The organism is Leuconostoc citreum, assembly GCF_004354555.1.
GTDB classification, from domain to species: Bacteria; Bacillota; Bacilli; order Lactobacillales; family Lactobacillaceae; genus Leuconostoc; species Leuconostoc citreum.
Genome location: NZ_PUFH01000006.1, coordinates 48,805 through 67,500 on the forward strand (window position 1 = coordinate 48,805; position 18,696 = coordinate 67,500).

Annotated in this window: 22 protein-coding genes and 1 rRNA gene (1 of these 23 only partly in view); 22 read left to right on the forward strand and 1 reads right to left on the reverse strand. The window is 39.6% G+C overall.

The annotated features are described in order from the left end of the window. The first annotated feature begins 25 nt into the window (after window positions 1-25). The 16 genes from C5L21_RS08170 to C5L21_RS08245 all read left to right on the forward strand — a co-directional run bounded on the left by C5L21_RS08170 (window position 26) and on the right by C5L21_RS08245 (window position 14,063). The gene (locus tag C5L21_RS08170; RefSeq protein WP_085699715.1) at window positions 26-784 is read left to right on the forward strand and encodes a class I SAM-dependent DNA methyltransferase; all 759 of its coding nucleotides are present in this window, start codon (window positions 26-28) and stop codon (window positions 782-784) included. Beyond that, entirely contained in the window at window positions 781-1,974 is a 1,194-nt protein-coding gene (locus C5L21_RS08175; RefSeq protein WP_004905144.1) for a nucleotidyltransferase, read from the forward strand. The genes C5L21_RS08170 and C5L21_RS08175 overlap by 4 nt, the downstream gene beginning before the upstream one ends. Further along, a complete protein-coding gene (locus C5L21_RS08180) occupies window positions 1,971-2,516 on the forward strand; it encodes a DUF177 domain-containing protein (protein ID WP_004907344.1) in 546 nt (181 codons plus the stop codon). Before C5L21_RS08175 ends, C5L21_RS08180 begins: the two co-directional genes overlap by 4 nt. Before the next feature lie 98 nt (window positions 2,517-2,614). Further along, window positions 2,615-3,304: a response regulator transcription factor gene (locus tag C5L21_RS08185; protein WP_004900027.1), complete on the forward strand. Its 690-nt coding sequence runs from the start codon at window positions 2,615-2,617 to the stop codon at window positions 3,302-3,304. 9 nt (window positions 3,305-3,313) lie between these two features. Then, on the forward strand, window positions 3,314-4,420 hold the full coding sequence (locus C5L21_RS08190; protein WP_085699713.1) for a sensor histidine kinase: 1,107 nt from the start codon (window positions 3,314-3,316) through the stop codon (window positions 4,418-4,420). After that, a complete protein-coding gene (locus C5L21_RS08195; protein WP_004900024.1) occupies window positions 4,398-4,670 on the forward strand; it encodes an acylphosphatase in 273 nt (90 codons plus the stop codon). Before C5L21_RS08190 ends, C5L21_RS08195 begins: the two co-directional genes overlap by 23 nt. 51 nt (window positions 4,671-4,721) lie before the next feature. Then, window positions 4,722-5,636 carry a membrane protein insertase YidC gene (yidC, locus tag C5L21_RS08200; protein ID WP_085699711.1) on the forward strand — a complete coding sequence of 305 codons (915 nt, stop codon included), beginning with the start codon at window positions 4,722-4,724 and terminating at the stop codon, window positions 5,634-5,636. Between the two features lie 60 nt (window positions 5,637-5,696). After that, window positions 5,697-6,470, forward strand: a complete 774-nt coding sequence (locus C5L21_RS08205; RefSeq protein WP_004905141.1) for a TrmH family RNA methyltransferase — start codon at window positions 5,697-5,699, stop codon at window positions 6,468-6,470. An 86-nt stretch (window positions 6,471-6,556) separates the two neighbouring features. Further along, on the forward strand, window positions 6,557-6,793 hold the full coding sequence (gene secG / locus C5L21_RS08210) for a preprotein translocase subunit SecG (RefSeq protein WP_277750946.1): 237 nt from the start codon (window positions 6,557-6,559) through the stop codon (window positions 6,791-6,793). A 71-nt stretch (window positions 6,794-6,864) separates the two neighbouring features. Then, a complete protein-coding gene (rnr, locus tag C5L21_RS08215) occupies window positions 6,865-9,189 on the forward strand; it encodes a ribonuclease R (protein ID WP_004907333.1) in 2,325 nt (774 codons plus the stop codon). Between the two features lie 26 nt (window positions 9,190-9,215). Beyond that, window positions 9,216-9,683: an SsrA-binding protein SmpB gene (gene smpB, locus C5L21_RS08220; protein ID WP_085699709.1), complete on the forward strand. Its 468-nt coding sequence runs from the start codon at window positions 9,216-9,218 to the stop codon at window positions 9,681-9,683. Window positions 9,684-9,782: 99 nt separating this feature from the next. Further along, window positions 9,783-11,339, forward strand: coding sequence for a ribonuclease Y (gene rny, locus C5L21_RS08225; RefSeq protein ID WP_004900009.1), 1,557 nt, complete (start codon window positions 9,783-9,785; stop codon window positions 11,337-11,339). A gap of 129 nt (window positions 11,340-11,468) precedes the next feature. Further along, the gene (locus C5L21_RS08230; protein WP_004900007.1) at window positions 11,469-11,870 is read left to right on the forward strand and encodes a DUF948 domain-containing protein; all 402 of its coding nucleotides are present in this window, start codon (window positions 11,469-11,471) and stop codon (window positions 11,868-11,870) included. After that, the gene (locus C5L21_RS08235) at window positions 11,870-12,451 is read left to right on the forward strand and encodes a hypothetical protein (protein WP_085699707.1); all 582 of its coding nucleotides are present in this window, start codon (window positions 11,870-11,872) and stop codon (window positions 12,449-12,451) included. Before C5L21_RS08230 ends, C5L21_RS08235 begins: the two co-directional genes overlap by 1 nt. A gap of 155 nt (window positions 12,452-12,606) precedes the next feature. After that, window positions 12,607-12,957, forward strand: coding sequence for a hypothetical protein (locus C5L21_RS08240; protein ID WP_004900002.1), 351 nt, complete (start codon window positions 12,607-12,609; stop codon window positions 12,955-12,957). A 29-nt stretch (window positions 12,958-12,986) separates the two neighbouring features. Then, on the forward strand, window positions 12,987-14,063 hold the full coding sequence (locus tag C5L21_RS08245; protein ID WP_040189914.1) for a hypothetical protein: 1,077 nt from the start codon (window positions 12,987-12,989) through the stop codon (window positions 14,061-14,063). A gap of 23 nt (window positions 14,064-14,086) precedes the next feature. Here C5L21_RS08245 and C5L21_RS08250 read toward each other — a convergent pair whose 3' ends face one another. Further along, on the reverse strand, window positions 14,087-14,428 hold the full coding sequence (locus C5L21_RS08250) for a hypothetical protein (protein WP_004899998.1): 342 nt from the start codon (window positions 14,426-14,428) through the stop codon (window positions 14,087-14,089). Between the two features lie 257 nt (window positions 14,429-14,685). Between C5L21_RS08250 and gmk the strand changes: the two genes are divergently transcribed. The 6 genes from gmk to C5L21_RS08280 all read left to right on the forward strand — a co-directional run. After that, window positions 14,686-15,282: a guanylate kinase gene (gene gmk / locus C5L21_RS08255; RefSeq protein WP_012305066.1), complete on the forward strand. Its 597-nt coding sequence runs from the start codon at window positions 14,686-14,688 to the stop codon at window positions 15,280-15,282. 11 nt (window positions 15,283-15,293) lie between these two features. Next, window positions 15,294-15,506, forward strand: coding sequence for a DNA-directed RNA polymerase subunit omega (gene rpoZ / locus C5L21_RS08260; RefSeq protein ID WP_004899992.1), 213 nt, complete (start codon window positions 15,294-15,296; stop codon window positions 15,504-15,506). A gap of 43 nt (window positions 15,507-15,549) precedes the next feature. Then, on the forward strand, window positions 15,550-16,059 hold the full coding sequence (locus C5L21_RS08265) for a peptidylprolyl isomerase (protein WP_004899989.1): 510 nt from the start codon (window positions 15,550-15,552) through the stop codon (window positions 16,057-16,059). A gap of 40 nt (window positions 16,060-16,099) precedes the next feature. Continuing rightward, on the forward strand, window positions 16,100-16,480 hold the full coding sequence (locus C5L21_RS08270; protein ID WP_004899987.1) for a CvfD/Ygs/GSP13 family RNA-binding post-transcriptional regulator: 381 nt from the start codon (window positions 16,100-16,102) through the stop codon (window positions 16,478-16,480). Between the two features lie 12 nt (window positions 16,481-16,492). After that, a complete protein-coding gene (locus C5L21_RS08275) occupies window positions 16,493-16,861 on the forward strand; it encodes a hypothetical protein (RefSeq protein WP_004899984.1) in 369 nt (122 codons plus the stop codon). A 431-nt stretch (window positions 16,862-17,292) separates the two neighbouring features. Next, window positions 17,293-18,696 (forward strand): 16S ribosomal RNA (locus C5L21_RS08280); it runs 146 nt beyond the window's last position.

Here is an 18,696-nt window from a genome sequence, read left to right on the forward strand (position 1 = left end):
CTTTTTTTCTGTTAAAATATAATATATGACTGATGAAAACTTACAACAAAATTATTCGACTTTTGCCGAAAAGTATGATCAATTATTTGATGATAATATGTACGAGGCTTGGTTAGCATTCGTTAAGGTGCATACAACAAAAGGGACGATTTTAGATTTGGGTGGTGGTGCTGGTCGATTGGCCGTACTACTAGCTGAAGATGGCTACGCAGTGGACGTTTTAGATTTATCTGCTGATATGTTGACGTTAGCACAACGGCATGCGCAAGCGGCAAAAGTTGATATCAACTTGTTGCAAGCAGATATGCGTGATTGGTCAGACTGGCCAAAGACTTATGACACAATTATTAGCTTTGCGGACGCATTTAATTATTTGCCTACCCTACATGATTTTAAAGCAGCTCTAGCACAAGCCGCACAGCACTTAAATACTGGCGGGCAATTATTGTTTGACGTCATTACACCGTATCAGGTGAATGAGTTGTATCAAGACTATTATTATAACAATGATGATGATGCAGACAATATTTTCATGTGGACATCATACCCTGGAGATAGCATTAATAGTGTCGATCATGATTTGAAGTTCTTTGTCTATGATGAGGCGATTGATGGTTTCAAAATACTTAGAGAGATTCATCATGAGCAAACGTATGACTTGATTGTTTACCAGCAAGCCCTCGAAGAAGCAGGCTTTAAAGACGTGCAAGTAATGGCTGATTTTGGTAATCATTCAGTCAACGATGAAACATCACGTTGGTTCTTTAAGGCGGTGAAAATATGAAAGCAGTTGGTCTCGTAACAGAATATAATCCGTTTCATAATGGGCATATTTATCATATTCAGCAAGCTAAGGCGGTAACAGGGGCAGATGTGGTTATTGCTGTAATGTCTGGAAACTTTGTGCAACGTGGTGAGCCAGCCTTATTTGACAAATGGACACGTACTCAGGCCGCATTAGCAAATGGTGTTGACTTGGTTATCGAACTACCAACTTTTTATGCGGTACAACCCAGTCATTTATTCGCTGAGGGAGCAATTAAATTATTAACTGCACTTGGCGTTGAAGATGTTGTTTTTGGCAGTGAGCACGCAACGGTTGATTTTTTAAACCTAGCAAAACAAGCACCTAGTGTTCAGGGAGGTAAGGCTTTTCAAGAGAAAAACCAAACGTTTGCGCAAGCCTATGCAACACAATTGGAATCAGAAACAGGCTTTAAATTAGAAGATCCAAATGATATTTTAGCTTTTGGTTATGCTAAAGCGATACTAAATTTGAATTCCCCAATTAAATTACATGCTATTCAGCGCGTCGCCGCAGGCTATCATGACCAAAGTTTCACCGATGATCAAACAATCGCGTCAGCATCATCGATTCGACTCGCACTTCATAAGGGCAAACTAGAAAAAGTGAAGGGCGTGGTGCCTAATCAGACACTAGTTGATATTTCATCTGCTAATCATACTGTTGATTTTGAGTCACAATTCTGGCCGTTATTAAAATATCGTTTGATGACTGATACAATAGGACAATTAGGACAAGTTTACCAAATGGCAGAAGGACTAGAGCATCGGCTAGCTGCAGTTGCGCTTGGTGAACCAGGACCGCAAAGTTATCAAAGCTTTATCAAGGCCGTCAAGTCCAAGCGTTACACGTTTGCTCGTATTCAGCGCACACTACTGTATACATTATTAAATGTTAAAGTAGACCAAATGCAAGCAGCGATGCAGGACCCTTATTTACGTATTTTGGGTTTTACCGACAAGGGGCAAGCTTATCTGAATGGTGCTAAAAAAACAACCACCTTACCACTCATTAGTAAGGTTGATCAGCATTTAGCCAAAGCCAATCTGCGTTTAGATTTTAAGGCAGGAAAACTTTGGCAATTATTAGCTCGTGAACCAGGTCAGCAACAAGATATCGCACGGCAACCCATTCATTTTACACAAGCTCATACAAAGGAAGATAAATGAAATATAATAAAAACCAACTTCAAAAATTTCGGCAAAGTTCGTTGGAATTTGATGAAGTACTTGAACTAGCATCACTAGCCAAAGAAAGATTCCCAAAAACAATTCTGGGGCTAACCCCCCTAAACGTTAAAGGTTTTATTCGCTACTACGATAATGATGATTTATTGTTACATATCCAAGTCACTGGAAAAGTAACAGTGCCATCATCTCGATCGTTGGCACCCGTACTGCGAGATATTGATATGACGTTTGATGAACGGTATATCGAAGATGAAACGCGCTTAACAGAATTTGAAGAAACAGAAGCAGTTTTTGTTTTAGAAAGTGATACACTCGATGTTGATACGGCTATTTTAGATAATATCGTAGCTTCATTACCGCTACAAATTTTAACGGCTGAAGAAAAGGCCTCTGATACTCTACCATCGGGGAATGATTGGCATGTTATTAGCGAAGAAACTTTTGAAAATGAGAAAAAAGCGAAAAAAGAAGCGGAATTAGACCCCAGGCTTGCAAAATTAGATGATTTTTTCAAAGAATGAGAAAATACTTGCAAAAAGGAAAAAATTAATCTAGAATAAGGGGAAGTAAAAGAAATATGGATTCGGCAATGAGCCGATTTAAATGTTGAGGACAAAGAATGAGTAAAGTATTAATTGTTGAAGATGAAGAAAACTTGGCAAAGTTTATCGGTCTTGAACTCAAACACGAGGGTTATGAAGTTGAAACTGTTTTGGACGGGCGTTCTGGGCTTGATTCAGCATTGGAAAATAATTACGATGTCATCTTGCTTGATTTGATGTTGCCTGAACTAAATGGGCTTGAAGTAGCACGTCGCTTGCGTGAATCAAAGAAAACGCCAATTATTATGATGACAGCGCGTGATTCAGTCATTGATCGTGTATCAGGTTTGGATTATGGGGCGGATGACTATTTGGTAAAACCCTTTGCTATTGAAGAATTGCTAGCACGTATTCGCTCATTATTGCGTCGTATTGCAATTGAGACAGAGTCGAGTGATAAGCATCGTGCTATCATTAATTTTAAGGACTTACGTATTGAAAAAGAAAATCGCATTGCACGTCGTGATGATCAAATTATCAATTTGACTAAGCGTGAATATGATTTGTTGCTTACTTTAGTTGAGAATATTAATGTGGTGCAATCACGTGAGCAATTGTTGAAAGAAGTTTGGGGATTTGATTCCGAAGTTGAAACCAACGTTGTTGATGTTTATATTCGATATTTGCGTAATAAGATTGATGATCCAGAAAGTAAGGCCTCATATATTCAGACGGTACGTGGTACTGGATATGTTATGCGTAGCTGATTGATTATAATGACAGAGACTAAAAAAACAACTGAAAAAACCTTACGTCGTTTCACATTGAGTTGGCAATTAGCATTGGGGATGGCGTCTGGTTTTTTTGTTATCTTTATTATTTTTGCTTTTGTATTATCGCAGATTTTAAAACAATACTATGGCCGATTACCTGAGACCCTTTATCAATGGCTTGGTATCACAATTTTATTAGGTGGACTTTTTGTTTTTGGTTTTGCCTTTATGTTAACACGGTATATTCTAAGACCAGTAAAATCGATTAAGACAACAATCGAAGCTTTTGAAGACGATCCGATGACCAACGTCAGAGCCGTTCGTGCAAATGTAAATGATGAGTTTTATGATTTAGTGAATATACTCAATCGCATGATAGATCGTTTACAGAGCTTGATTGGAGCGCAACAACAATTTGTGTCGGATGTTTCTCACGAATTACGCACACCTGTTACCATTGTTAAAGGTCATATGGATCTCCTTAATCGTTGGGGTAAAGATGAGCCGGAAGTCCTAGAGGACTCGATAAAATCTTCCTTGGCTGAAATGCAGCGAATGGAAACATTGATTAACGAGATGTTAAACTTAACACGTGCTGAACAAATTCCGATTGAAAACGTACAAGAAGTGACTGAAGTTGGTGGCTTAGTGCATCGTGTGTTTGACAACTTTAAATTGATTCATCCTGATTTTATTTTCACTTTGGATGACGATTTAACGCAAGATGCTAATGTCAAAGTCCGGCAAGACCATATGGAACAGATTTTGATTATTTTGGCTGATAATGCTGTGAAGTATTCACTTGATCGTAAGGAAATTCATTTTGCACTATCGCAAACGACTAATCGCGTTGAAATTGGGATTCAAGATTTTGGTGAAGGGTTATCAAGTGAGGATGCGGCACGTGTTTTTGACCGCTTTTATCGTGTTGATAAAGCGAGATCTCGTGCTAAGGGAGGTAACGGCTTGGGATTAAGTATCGCACAACGGCTAGTTAAAGCTTACGGTGGGGAGATTACGTTAGAGAGTGCACTCGGCTCAGGATCGGTGTTTACGATTCGGTTACCACTACAGCGAGAGAATAAAAATGATCAAAAGCTATCAAATTAATGTCATAGGACGTGTACAAGGCGTGGGATTTCGTTGGTACACAAAACAGGCCGCTGATAAACATCATATTGTAGGTTGGGTAAAAAACGAATTAGATGGTTCTGTCACAATTGCAGCACAAGGGGATGCTGAAAATATGGCTGTTTTTTTGCATGATATTGCAACGGGCCCAGGTTTTTATAGTCAAGTTGATGGGGTCACTAAAAAACTAATTGCGACTTTTAATGCGAATAACTTTGCTATTAGGTAAGAATTATTGGTATAATGAACTTCTGTAGTAACCAGGAGAAAAATAAACAATATGAAACAAGTAAAGCGCGTTTTGACTGCGGCTTTTGTAATTTTAGATATCATTTTAATTACAGGCGGTTATGATGAACACAGTAAGATGTACCGTTGGATCGGGCATCCATTAGCCGATATTATGACAAATATTGCGCATGTGATTGGTGGTCCCAATGGTATCGGTTGGGCAATTATCATTATCACGGCAATTTTGCGTTTGGTCTTGCTACCATTCTTTTTGAACCAACAGGTTAATACAACCATCAATCAGATTAAGATGCAAACTTTGAAGCCTGAAATTGACAAATTGCAAGCCTTGTCACGTAAAGCAGGAACGACCGCAGAACAACAAAAAGCTAGCATGGCAATGATGTCATTGTACCGAGAAAATGATGTCAGTGTTATTGGTGGTATTTCTTTTCTAACCATGGCAATGCAATTACCGGTATTCTCAGGATTGTATTCAGCGATTTTGCATGCACCTGCATTAAAAGGGGCATCATTCTTGGGATTTAATCTAAGTCACCCACAAATTGTTTTTGCAATTATTGCTGGTTTGGTTTACCTCATTCAAGCATGGTTAGCCATGCAACACATGCCGGAAGAGCAAAAAAAGACGTCGGCGGCAATGATGTTTATTAGTCCGATTATGATTTTTGGCTTTGCCATGATTGCCAGCGGTGCCATTGGTTTGTACTTTGTTGTTGGTGGTTTGTTTGCACTGATTCAAACGCTGATTCAACATTTCCAACGACCAGGTCTTGAAAAACGTGTGGCATTGGAATTTAAGATTAAGAAAACGGCTGATGATTTGATGTCTGAAACTGCTAAACCAGCTGTCAAAAAACAGACGACAGATGATATGACCACTAAGGATAAGCAGTCAAAGCGCAACGGCAAGCCACGTAATGCAGGCAAGCAACAGCGCTAATTAAGTACGTCAAAATCTTGACGTACTTTTGTTAGTTTTACAAAAGGAAAGTAGAAAATAATGGATCGTATTTTATCAAATCAAAATAGTCGTGTAAAAGCATGGGCTAAACTTGCAACAAAAAAGGGTCGCCAAGAAAACAGAACATATCTCTTGGACGGCTGGCATTTAGTTGAAGAGGCTATTAAGGCTAAGGCTAAATTTCATGCAGTTATGGCGACTGAAGCACAAATGGCTGAACATTTAAATGATGTGCCACACGGTGTACCAGCTTTTGAGGTGAGCGAAGAAGTCGCAAAGCATATCGCAGGTACAAATACACCACAAGGTATTTTTGCTGAAATTTCATTGCCAGATAAAACGTTTGATCCTACATATGTACATGATGGCGCTTGGTTATTCTTAGATAATATTCAAGATCCTGGTAATGTAGGAACACTTGTACGTACTGCAGATGCTGCTGGCTTCCGTGGCGTTGTTTTGGGTACTGGTACTGCAGATGCTTATTCGCCAAAAGTGGTGCGGGCAATGCAAGGATCACAATTTCATTTGGAAATTCTAAATGGTGATTTGCATGAGTGGACAGATGCTTTGACGGCTAATGGTCTACCAGTATACGGTTCACAGCTTAATGAAGCAGCAAAATCTTATCGTACGATTCAACCAAGCACGCAATTTGCATTGATTGTAGGTAATGAAGGTCAAGGAATGGCTGAATCTCTTGCTGACAAGACAACTGCTAATCTTTATATACCTATTCAAGGCCAAGCAGAAAGCCTTAACGTTGCCATTGCAGGTGGTATTTTGATGTTTAGCTTAGCGGCAGGAAATTAATTTCATTGCGTAAAAATATTTTTTATGCAAGTCACAATTTTTTTTGCTATAATAAAGAATAAAGATTTAAAGTAGAGGTTATGACTGTGGAACAAGCACTCACTATTGCTCTGATTGTTGTGGGTTTCTTACTCATTGTAACAGTCATGATGCAACCAAGTAAGCAACAAGATGCGTTATCAGCATTATCTGGTGGCGCGGGCGATTTGTTTGCGGAACGCAAGTCTCGAGGTTTTGAGGCTGTTATGCGTCGTGCAACTGCCATTTTAGGCGGACTTTGGTTCGTCATTGGTTTTGTATTGATGTATCTATCTGCACACTAAAATTATAATGGTCAGTTTGCTTTTTTGTAGACTGACTTTTTATTTTGTATAAAATTTAGAAAGAAAAATAAATGACATTAGAAGAATTAAAACACCAGATTAGTGGTTTTCTAAAAGCTAATCAATCTCAAGAATTTACTGCTCAAAACTTGGCTGATGGCCTACGTATGACTAGCATTGCTGAATATAAGCGTGTTGTTAATGCTATGGATGCCTTGGTTCGTGATGGTGAGCTGACATTTGATGCAGGCAAATATCAATATAATCCCAATACTGGTTATACTCTTGGCGCATATCGTGCCAACGATAAGGGCTTTGGTTTTGTTAAATATGATGATGAATTGCCAGACTTTTTCATTAATCCGGAAAACACTTTGCAAGCGATGCAAGGGGATCAAGTTCGCGTGAGCACAATTAAGCCTTCTCCTTCGCCTGATAGAGGGCCAGAAGGTAAAGTGGAAGAAATATTAGAACACGCTTATGAAAACATTGTTGGGACATTTTCATTAGGTTCTGAAGTGAAAGATATGATTGGCGAACTAAAAATAAGCGATAAAAAGGCAATCAATTTTAAAGTATTGATTGATAAAACAGGTCTATCACCTAATGATGGACAGGTAGTGGTTGCTGAAGTAACGCGGTTCCCTGACAAAGTGCATCCACGCGAATTAGTCGCACATGTCACTGAAACATTGGGTTATAAAGATGAGCCGGGCATGGATATTTTACAAATTGTCCATGCCAAAAAAGTCCCAAGTGAATTTCCTAAAGAGGTATTAGACGAAGCCGCTAAAATACCAACTGATGTCCAAGATTCAGACTGGGCAGGGCGTGAGGATATTACTGATCAAACGCTAGTTACCATTGATGGGGCGGATACAAAGGATATTGATGACGCTGTTGTGGCATGGAAATTGGATAATGGTAATTATCATTTAGGTGTACACATAGCGGATGTGTCTCATTATGTCACTGAAGGCTCTCTGATTGATGCCGAAGCATATCATCGTGGGACTTCGGTTTACTTGACTGATCGCGTTATTCCCATGTTACCACGTAATATTTCTAATGGTATTGCCTCGTTAAACCCAAATGTTGCTCGCTTAGCGATGTCAGCTGAAATGGAAATTAATCCAGCCGGCAAAATTGTTAGCCATCGCTTGCATACATCGGTCATTAAGTCACATGCACGGATGACTTATGACGCTGTTAACAAAATTCTTGAAGGCGATGTCTTTGTTCAAGAAGAATATGCACAGTTAACCCCAATGTTTAAAGTGATGGGCGAGCTGCACGAAATTCTTTATAATATGCGTAAAAAACGTGGTGCCATTGAATTTGATGCCCCTGAGGCACAAATTATTGTCGATAACGACGGTAAGGCAGTGGACATTAAGCTACGAGAACGTGGTACAGCAGAACGTATGATTGAGTCATTTATGTTGGCTGCCAATGAAACTGTAGCTGAACATTTTGACAAACTAGATGTACCGTTTTTGTATCGTATTCATGAGACGCCAGATGAAGAGCGTGCAAAATCATTCTTTGAATTCTCAAAGGCTTTAGGACATCCTGTTTATGGCGATCCTAGTAAAGTGACACCAACGATGCTTCAGCAATTGATGTCAGATGTTGCAGGTGACCCAGCTGAACAAATGATTTCAACTATGATGTTACGTGCAATGAAGCAAGCTAAATATTCACCGGATCCAGTTGGACATTTTGGCTTGGGGGCTTCATATTATACCCATTTCACATCGCCTATTCGCCGTTATCCTGACTTAACGGTTCATCGCTTAATTAAGTGGTACGCTAAACATGGCCTTGGTGTGGCATCACAAGCTAAGTATGCTGATAAATTAGCTCAAATTGGTGAAGATACCAGCACGCGTGAGCGACGTGCAATTGACACGGAGCGTGATGTCGATGCCTTGAAAAAAGCCGAGTATATGTTGGATAAGGTGGGCTTGGAATTTGAAGGTGTTATCAATTCTGCCTTAAAATTTGGTTTGTTTATTAGTTTAGAGAATACCGTTGAAGGGCTTGTGCACATTTCTAATTTAACTGATGATCATTATGAATATGATGAAGGTCATGCGGCACTTATTGGGCGATCAAAACATCGTATTTTCCAAATTGGTCAAAAAGTGCGAGTCAAGGTTTTGCGGGTCAACAAGGAAGAACGTACAGTTGATTTCATGTTAGTTAATCCTGAAAGTGCACCAACAACAGCTATCCGTGTAGCATCAAAGTCTGCTGGTAAATTTGGTAAGGGCCGTAATCGCGATGAACGCCGAAAAAATGAACGTCGTGGGAAATCAGAGGGTCCAAAGCCAAAACGTGGGCCATTAGATGCAAAACAAGGGCAAAAACGTGATTCAAAGCGTAATTTCTAAAATTATTTTGCTGGAGGCTAGTCATTATGGTTAAAAACAAAAAACAAGATCAGCATAATGTGTTAGCACAAAATCGCAAGGCACGCTTTAATTATGCTATTTCTGAGACTTTTGAGTCTGGCATAGCATTGACTGGTACGGAAATTAAATCTGTACGTGCAGGCCAGATTACAATAGGAGATGGCTTTGTCACAATACATGATGACAATGCCTTGTTAACAAACGTTCACATTGCACCCTATACGGCAGGTAATCGTTTTAATGTTGATCCCTTACGCACGCGGCGATTATTATTGCATAAGCGTGAAATCAGGCAATTAGAAAAAGCCGTCACTGAACCGGGGGTGACAATTGTACCGCTAAAAGTTTATCTCAAGCATGGTTTTGCCAAGTTATTAATTGGTATTGGTCGGGGTAAAAAGCAATACGATAAGCGTGATGATATTAAGCGCCGGGATCAAGAACGTGAACTCGGTCGACGGTTAAAACATTAAGGGCTAATTAGCCTTTTTTTGTTTGACGTTATCTATGTTTATAGATATACTTAATATATGTGAATAATAAAATTTCACAAGCTGAAAGGAAAGAAACTCATGGCAGTGACAATCATTTCGGCGCTCTTCGCAATTGTAATTGGTATTGGTGTAGGGTATTATCTACATTTGTCATCTGACAAAAAGAAAATCACTTCAACGAAACAAATTGCAGATAACATTCTTGAACAAGCGAATAATGAAGCTAAAAGTTTAACACGTGCAGCTAAGACTGATGCAAAAGAAATGGCGCAAGATTATCGACATCAAGTTGATAATGATTTCAAAGATCGTCAAAAGCAGCTGCAACAACAAGAACAACGGCTTGAAGACCGTATCTCAAACCTCGACAAAAAAGATGCGGCCTTGAATCAACGTGATGCACAATTGATTCAAAAAGAAAACCAGGTACAACAGCGATTAGATGATGCGAATAATAAGCAGAAACTTGCTGATAACCTGGTCACATCTCAGAAAGAAAAGTTAGAGGAAATTGCGCAACTAACGCCTGAAGATGCGAAAGAACAAATTTTAAGCAAAACGAAACAACGTTTGGTGAGACAACGCGCCGCTCTGATTAAAGAATATGAAGAAGACGCAACCAGTGAGGCCGAAAAACGTGCACGTAATGTTATCGTGCAAGCAATTCAAAGGTCGTCTGCAGATGCAGTGGCTGATGTCACTGTTTCAGTTGTCCATTTGCCAAGCGATGACATGAAAGGCCGTATTATTGGCCGTGAAGGTCGTAATATTCGGACATTAGAATCATTAACGGGTATTGATCTAATTATTGACGATACCCCTGAATCAGTCGTATTGAGTGGGTTTGATCCAATTAGACGTCAGATTGCTAAGATGGCGTTAGATGCTCTTGTAGCTGATGGCCGTATCAATCCATCACGCATCGAAGAGATGGTTGAAAAAGCAAAGCGGCAAATTGACGAAACAATACGTGAAAAAGGTGAAGAAGCGGTATTTGAACTTGGTTTACGTGGTCTTCACCCTGATTTGATTAAAATGATTGGTCGTATGAACTATCGTACGTCTTACGGTCAAAATGTGTTGCAACATTCGATAGAGGTCGCAAAACTTGCGGGAATGATGGCAGCAGAGCTTAAAATGGATGTCGCGCTTGCGAAGCGCGCTGGTTTAATACATGATATCGGTAAAGCTGTGGACGCCGAAGTTGAAGGTTCCCATGTGGAACTAGGTGTTCGCCTAGCCGAAAAGTTTAACGAAAAACCAGTTGTTATTAATGCAATTGCTTCACATCATGGTGATGTTGAGACAATTTCTCCTATCTCGGAGCTTGTAGCAGCTGCAGATGCAATTAGTGCTGCTAGACCTGGGGCACGTAGCGAATCATTAGAAAATTATGTTCAACGTCTAAAAGATTTGGAAGCAATCGCTAATCACTATGATGGTGTTGAAACGGCTTTTGCTATACAAGCTGGGCGTGAAGTACGCGTCATTGTTGAACCAACTAAATTAAATGATTTGCAAGCGACAGTGTTAGCGCATGACATAAAAACAGATGTTGAGGAAAAACTTGAATATCCGGGACATGTCAAGATAACAGTCGTACGTGAAACACGTGCAACAGATTACGCACACTAAGAGAAAAAGTTACTCATTTCATTGAGTAACTTTTTTTGTTATACTAGAAGTACTATACGAGAGAAATTTTATATAGTTATCATCAAATCAACAATTAACAAGAACAAACATTAACATATGGAGGGATTTATGGAACTAGGACAGCTTGCGCTTATTATTTTTGCCATAGCATTTCTTTTACTGGTATTGTTTATTGGCGTTTTTTTACTCAGGTTAACAAGATCTTTGAGTATTATCACAGTCGATGTTGACACTATAGCTAGGTCGAGTAATGAAATTCTTGGTAATGCCAATACATTGTTAAATGATGTTAATGGTAAAGTTAAAACATTAGATCCAACTGTCCAGGCTGTGGCCGACTTATCCGTAACAGTGTCACAGTTGAACGCGACAGTTCAGAATGTCACAAGTAAATTTTCAACAGCAAAGGCAGCTACTAGTTTTGGCGCCAGCGGTGTGGCTTCGGCAATGGCTAAAACAGCCATGGAACGATATAAAAACAAAAAAGCAGCTAAAAAGGAGAAAAAGTGATGTCAAAAGCAAAAGTATTTTTAGCAGGTATATTAGCTGGGGCTGCTGCAATAGCAGCATTTAAAGCCTTACCTAAAGATAAGCAAGATGAATTAAAAGAAAAGGCTAGTGAAACCGGTGACAAATTACGTAACAAGGCCTATGATGCAGCCTATGTTGCAGCTGATTTTGCCGGTGATGTGACTGAAATGGCCAAAGATCGTGCTTCAGAGCTTAAGGCTAAGGGGCAAGATAAATATGGTGAACAAATTGACCAAGCAGCGGAACAAGTTAAAAATTTAGCTGATCAAGCAGCACCTTATGTTGATAAAGCAAAAGATTTAGCCGCTACTTATGTTGATAAAGCACAGGATTCATTACACGATTTGCGTGATAAGTTTGGCAATGAAGATATTGAATTGACACAAGATGACTTAACCTTAGAAGAGGCGTTACGTGATTTGTCTCAAGAAGCTGAATCCCACGTTGATGATGCTGTTGAAAAAACTGCTAAGAAAGTCGACGAAACAGCACAAGTAGCCACTGAAAAGGCTACTGAAATTAAAGACGATGTGCAAGAAAAGTTAAAAAAAGATAAGTAATATACGGACTTGATTACAGAATCAAGTTTTTTTTGATTTATGATAAAACATCTTTCATAATAATTTCTGGTAACCTGTTATTTTTACAGGTACAATAGAAATTAACAAAAGACAAATGAGAAGGAAGCGTGTTAACTATCACGCAATAAGATTTAATGGCAAAAGACAAATTTGAGGCAACAGCATTTTTATCATCCCTATTCCACTACGTACACGATTACAATTTCAATCATATTGTTTTTGATGCCAACCGTTATAAAGTATCCGTTAATTTAATTCGCAAATCTGCTACTTACGGGCATGCGGAGTTGTTTTATGTATCGGCAGATGCAAAGGAATTCGCACCAGTTATGTCAGCAATTAATGGTGCTGTTGAAATTGCCGAACTTGAGGGTAGCCGACAAGCTACAATTAAAACACCAGAATTATCTCGTGGCGAGCAGGTATTTCAGTTTCGTTTACGTGAATTTGGTAATGGCAAATATAGTTTAGACCTTAGTGTCTAATATGCATTGAGAAGGGTAGACGAATAAAGATGAAACAAGGAAAGTCAGCGCAAATAAAAAAGATAAAGCATATTAACCAAAAGCAGCATAAAAAGCAACATGAAGAGAAATTACCACCTTTTAATTATGATGAATTTGCTGGGTTTTTAAGAGCACGTTACTATCTGACACACCATGACAAGTATAGTCGGGAGACATTTGAGGTTGCCTCATTCTTTTTAGACGATGTGATTGCGATGATGGTAAATCAGAATTTTTCAGCGTTTACAAGTAATGAGCGCGCAACTGTTAATTTAAGTGAAGTTATGCAAGCGACACTAGTGAATAGTGATGATAAAGATTGGCGATACTTTGTCATGCTTGTCCCAGTATTATATGATATGCAAAAGTTTATCGTAAAAGAATCGAGTGTTAATCCTCGTTTTGTGGCACAGGCACCAAAGTTTGATATCAACTTTTGGCGAATGATTATGAGAACCGTTATGGCGATTAATTTCTTTAAGTGGCAAGGTAAGGATGTTGCAGAGATGATGAAAACTTCTCAGGCCATCGATACATTACAGTTTAAGTTCTTATCAGAAAATGAAGCTGATGATGACTTTAATTTAGCTGTTATCCATGAAACGTTTAAGGGATTATCACCGGTTTTGCGGTCATTAAAAAACGCGGAGGTTGAAGAATCGACTATTTCAATAACAGATTCAGTGCTTGAAACCGAGCTTGCATATGCAAAAATTAAATTGGGGCAGTTCAAATTAGCATCAGTTAAAGACGTTGTTAGTGATAATGTCACTGCGATGCTATATGCGTTCCATGAGGGGATGGCAAAAGAATATGGTTTGACGCATGATTCTTGGTCAGCTGAGGCACTCAAGGCGTTCACTGTTCATCATTTATTAGATTATTGGCGACCAGAATGGCAAGACTTGGATGGTATTGGCGGGGAGCTTAAGTCGTATTTGACCTTCTTAAGCAGCAAGCAGGCCATCACAGGATTGAAAGATAAGATAGATAATTTAGATTACGTTGATCGCTACATTGATGTTAGTGCCTTAAATTATCTGTTAGCAGACATGTCGATAGATGACACAGCGACGCGTGCTTAAATCAAAAAAGATACAGCTGATAACTAACAGCTGTATCTTTTTTGATGCGTGATATGACGAATGGTTCCTGGCAATATTTTATGGAACTGATGTGTAGAGGGTGATTGTAGTAGGACATGGCCATGATTATCTTGGTAGACGTAACCAAATAAATCAGACACCTCCTCAGATAATAAGGAATCGTTAATCTGTATAGTAACAGCTTCCTCACTATTTAAAGCATATTCTAAACGTGTAATTAATTCCTCAGCAGTTAACTGTTCTTTCAAGGGGACACGCTTTTTAGGAGAAAAACGTTTCTTTATAGCAGTTATGGTGTGATGAAAGAAAGATTCAATTGGATTTTGTATAAGATAGTTCTGCATTAATCCACTCCTTGCATGTCTTGATATGTCTATCATACGAACAAATGTTCAAAAAAGCAAATAAATTAATCAGATTTAATCTTTTTTAAATCTCTTATTTTTTTAAAATATCATTCAAACAGCCAATTAAATGCTTTAATTGGCTGTTTGAACTTAGGGGAACATATATTCAGTTTATTATAAGAACTAGCTAACCGTTGTGTCTAGCGCTTAAAACCTGTATAATATTCCCATTAGTACATTAAAGAGGAAAAATGATGACGCAGCGTGGTTTACTAATTGTGTTATCTGGACCTTCCGGCGTTGGAAAAGGGACAGTGCGCAAGGCTATTTTTAACGAAGACGGGATTGATTTTCAGTATTCTATTTCAGCAACAACGCGACAGCCACGCGTTGGCGAAATAGATGGTGAAGACTATTTCTTTGTTTCACATGACGAATTTGAAGAGAAAATTGCAAATGGTGACATGCTAGAGTATGCACAGTATGTCAGCAATTATTACGGTACACCTAAGAGTTTTATTGATGAGACATTGGCTAGTGGTCGTGATGTTTTTCTTGAGATTGATGTTCAAGGTGCATTACAAGTTAAATCAAAGATGCCAGAAGGCATTTATATCTTCTTGACACCACCTGATTTAACAAACTTACGTGAGCGTTTGGTTGGACGTGGAACAGACTCGCAAGAAGTGATTGAAAAGCGTGTCACTGCAGCACGTGAAGAACTTAAGCAAATGATAAATTACGATTATGCGGTGGAAAACGATCAGGTTATTCATGCGGTAGAACGTATTAAAGCAATTATTACAGCAGAGCGCCTTCGGGTCGCGCGCGTTTTTGAAAAAACGTTATAAGGAGATTTATTATGTTACTTTACCCCTCAGTTGACAAACTACTTGAAAAAGTTGATTCTCGTTACAAATTAATTGCCCTTGGTGCTAAGCGTGCCAGGGAACTCGACGCGGGTTTACCAGCCACGCAAGAAAAGTTCGAATCAAATAAATCAGTTGGTAAAGCTTTAGAAGAAATTGAAAATGGGGATGTTATTATTGATCCCGATTTAGAAGACCAAGTTTAACATCGCGTTAAGACACATTAAATAATATAGAGGAACACTTGATATGACAGAATACCCACAACAAGATGCACAAAATTATGCCGGTCCAGTTGCAACGTTTAAAACAACGTTAGGTGATATTCAAGTTAAGCTATTTGCTGATCTTGCACCTAAAACTGTAGAAAATTTTGTAACGCACGCTAAAAACGGTTACTATGACAACGGTATTTTTCATCGTGTGATCAAAGATTTCATGGTGCAAGGTGGTGACCCTAATGGTACAGGTATGGGTGGTGAAAGTATCTGGGGCGGTAGTTTTGAAGACGAGTTTTCGGACAAGTTGCGCAATGTACGCGGGGCGCTCTCAATGGCGAATGCCGGCCCAAACACCAATGGTTCACAGTTCTTTATTGTTCAAACTGAAGAAACGCCATGGCTAAATGGTAAGCATACTGTTTTTGGACAAGTGATTTCTGATATGGCAGTTGTCGATAAAATTGCAGGCGTTGCTGTTGACATGTACGATAAGCCAAAAGAGAATGTTACCATCAATACGATAGAAATTGCAGACTAAGGGTCTGCTTTTTTGTTATAATAAAAATGAGGTTTTAATTATGACAACTTACCATATTGGGCAAAAGCTATGTGGTCGTGTAACTGGGATACAACCATATGGCGCCTTTGTACTATTAGATGATCACACACAGGGATTGATTCATATTTCTGAATGTAAATCAGGCATAGTACACGATTTAAAACATGAGCTACGTATCGGCAAGCCAGTTGTCGTGACAGTGCTGGATATTGAACAATATAATAAAAAAATAAGCCTGTCTTTGCGTCAAGAGGACATGCACGCATCACAAGTTTTACCAAAGAATGTTAATCTTCGTAAGCATTTTTGGACAAATAATCATTTGAACTATGGTTTTTCTGCCATTGAAAAACACCGCGAAGCGTGGATCAAAGAAGCTTTAACGCGTATTGGTCAGTGAAGGAGAGAAAGAATGTCACTTATTGCAGCAACAGCTATATCAGTTAAAAATGATTTACCTTATTTTTTAGTTAAAGAAGATACCAATGGGTACCATTTTTTCACTGCAAAGATGCATAGGCATAACCACGACACCTCACTAGGGGCCGTATTGCGAGAATTTCAAACGTTGGGATCGGTGGATTTTGATCAATGGCGATTGGGCGAGCTAACAAGTGTAGAAGATAACGGCACATTAATGTCATTGTATTCTTTCGAAGTGCCTAATATGGATGCGGTAGAAAAAGCCTTGAATTATCAGCTTAAGTTTGTACCAGCTAATAAGCTACACACACTATTAGAAACACTACAAACAACATCTTTTGTTAGTTTTGAAGAATAATTGTAAAAGGCTTGACAATTTTAAAAAACGGTGTATAGTATTAATAGTTGTCTGGTAACAGAGGATAACAACAAATATTTTATTAATTATTGCGAGCAAGTAGTTGACAAAGCGAGAAGAATAAAGTATAGTAATAAAGTTGTCAAAAAGCGAAAGCGATGCGAGCGAAAGTAAGCGACGAAATAAAGTGTTGACAACGGCAGCGAAAGCTGATAAGATAATATAGTTGTCTCAGCGACAACAAGTAGCACATTGAAAACTGAACAAAACTTTGAACAAACGAATCTGTGACTAGTTATTAGCAGTAATAACAAAAACAAATTTGCGAAGTCAATTCGTAACAAACAATAAACGGATAGTCGTTATAGAGATATAGCAATTAGTCAGTTTAATCGAAGAGTACATCTTCAAACAATGAATTTAAATTCATTTAAATTGAGAGTTTGATCCTGGCTCAGGATGAACGCTGGCGGCGTGCCTAATACATGCAAGTCGAACGCGCAGCGAGAGGTGCTTGCACCTTTCAAGCGAGTGGCGAACGGGTGAGTAACACGTGGATAACCTGCCTCAAGGCTGGGGATAACATTTGGAAACAGATGCTAATACCGAATAAAACTTAGTATCGCATGATATCAAGTTAAAAGGCGCTACGGCGTCACCTAGAGATGGATCCGCGGTGCATTAGTTAGTTGGTGGGGTAAAGGCTTACCAAGACAATGATGCATAGCCGAGTTGAGAGACTGATCGGCCACATTGGGACTGAGACACGGCCCAAACTCCTACGGGAGGCTGCAGTAGGGAATCTTCCACAATGGGCGCAAGCCTGATGGAGCAACGCCGCGTGTGTGATGAAGGCTTTCGGGTCGTAAAGCACTGTTGTATGGGAAGAAATGCTAAAATAGGGAATGATTTTAGTTTGACGGTACCATACCAGAAAGGGACGGCTAAATACGTGCCAGCAGCCGCGGTAATACGTATGTCCCGAGCGTTATCCGGATTTATTGGGCGTAAAGCGAGCGCAGACGGTTGATTAAGTCTGATGTGAAAGCCCGGAGCTCAACTCCGGAATGGCATTGGAAACTGGTTAACTTGAGTGTTGTAGAGGTAAGTGGAACTCCATGTGTAGCGGTGGAATGCGTAGATATATGGAAGAACACCAGTGGCGAAGGCGGCTTACTGGACAACAACTGACGTTGAGGCTCGAAAGTGTGGGTAGCAAACAGGATTAGATACCCTGGTAGTCCACACCGTAAACGATGAATACTAGGTGTTAGGAGGTTTCCGCCTCTTAGTGCCGAAGCTAACGCATTAAGTATTCCGCCTGGGGAGTACGACCGCAAGGTTGAAACTCAAAGGAATTGACGGGGACCCGCACAAGCGGTGGAGCATGTGGTTTAATTCGAAGCAACGCGAAGAACCTTACCAGGTCTTGACATCCTTTGAAGCTTTTAGAGATAGAAGTGTTCTCTTCGGAGACAAAGTGACAGGTGGTGCATGGTCGTCGTCAGCTCGTGTCGTGAGATGTTGGGTTAAGTCCCGCAACGAGCGCAACCCTTATTGTTAGTTGCCAGCATTCAGTTGGGCACTCTAGCGAGACTGCCGGTGACAAACCGGAGGAAGGCGGGGACGACGTCAGATCATCATGCCCCTTATGACCTGGGCTACACACGTGCTACAATGGCGTATACAACGAGTTGCCAACCTGCGAAGGTGAGCTAATCTCTTAAAGTACGTCTCAGTTCGGACTGCAGTCTGCAACTCGACTGCACGAAGTCGGAATCGCTAGTAATCGCGGATCAGCACGCCGCGGTGAATACGTTCCCGGGTCTTGTACA

Bases quoted from the DNA above. Each gene is read 5' to 3' on its own strand.
- rny (WP_004900009.1), top strand. From the start codon at position 9,783: ATGGCAGTGACAATCATTTCGGCGCTCTTCGCAATTGTAATTGGTATT.
- C5L21_RS08275 (WP_004899984.1), top strand. From the start codon at position 16,493: ATGTCACTTATTGCAGCAACAGCTATATCAGTTAAAAATGATTTACCT.
- C5L21_RS08230 (WP_004900007.1), top strand. From the start codon at position 11,469: ATGGAACTAGGACAGCTTGCGCTTATTATTTTTGCCATAGCATTTCTT.
- C5L21_RS08270 (WP_004899987.1), top strand. From the start codon at position 16,100: ATGACAACTTACCATATTGGGCAAAAGCTATGTGGTCGTGTAACTGGG.
- gmk (WP_012305066.1), top strand. From the start codon at position 14,686: ATGACGCAGCGTGGTTTACTAATTGTGTTATCTGGACCTTCCGGCGTT.
- C5L21_RS08235 (WP_085699707.1), top strand. From the start codon at position 11,870: ATGTCAAAAGCAAAAGTATTTTTAGCAGGTATATTAGCTGGGGCTGCT.
- C5L21_RS08250 (WP_004899998.1), bottom strand. From the start codon at position 14,428: ATGCAGAACTATCTTATACAAAATCCAATTGAATCTTTCTTTCATCAC.
- rpoZ (WP_004899992.1), top strand. From the start codon at position 15,294: ATGTTACTTTACCCCTCAGTTGACAAACTACTTGAAAAAGTTGATTCT.
- C5L21_RS08195 (WP_004900024.1), top strand. From the start codon at position 4,398: ATGATCAAAAGCTATCAAATTAATGTCATAGGACGTGTACAAGGCGTG.
- smpB (WP_085699709.1), top strand. From the start codon at position 9,216: ATGGTTAAAAACAAAAAACAAGATCAGCATAATGTGTTAGCACAAAAT.
- C5L21_RS08240 (WP_004900002.1), top strand. From the start codon at position 12,607: ATGGCAAAAGACAAATTTGAGGCAACAGCATTTTTATCATCCCTATTC.
- C5L21_RS08180 (WP_004907344.1), top strand. From the start codon at position 1,971: ATGAAATATAATAAAAACCAACTTCAAAAATTTCGGCAAAGTTCGTTG.
- C5L21_RS08185 (WP_004900027.1), top strand. From the start codon at position 2,615: ATGAGTAAAGTATTAATTGTTGAAGATGAAGAAAACTTGGCAAAGTTT.
- C5L21_RS08245 (WP_040189914.1), top strand. From the start codon at position 12,987: ATGAAACAAGGAAAGTCAGCGCAAATAAAAAAGATAAAGCATATTAAC.
- C5L21_RS08265 (WP_004899989.1), top strand. From the start codon at position 15,550: ATGACAGAATACCCACAACAAGATGCACAAAATTATGCCGGTCCAGTT.
- yidC (WP_085699711.1), top strand. From the start codon at position 4,722: ATGAAACAAGTAAAGCGCGTTTTGACTGCGGCTTTTGTAATTTTAGAT.
- C5L21_RS08175 (WP_004905144.1), top strand. From the start codon at position 781: ATGAAAGCAGTTGGTCTCGTAACAGAATATAATCCGTTTCATAATGGG.
- C5L21_RS08190 (WP_085699713.1), top strand. From the start codon at position 3,314: ATGACAGAGACTAAAAAAACAACTGAAAAAACCTTACGTCGTTTCACA.
- C5L21_RS08170 (WP_085699715.1), top strand. From the start codon at position 26: ATGACTGATGAAAACTTACAACAAAATTATTCGACTTTTGCCGAAAAG.
- C5L21_RS08205 (WP_004905141.1), top strand. From the start codon at position 5,697: ATGGATCGTATTTTATCAAATCAAAATAGTCGTGTAAAAGCATGGGCT.
- rnr (WP_004907333.1), top strand. From the start codon at position 6,865: ATGACATTAGAAGAATTAAAACACCAGATTAGTGGTTTTCTAAAAGCT.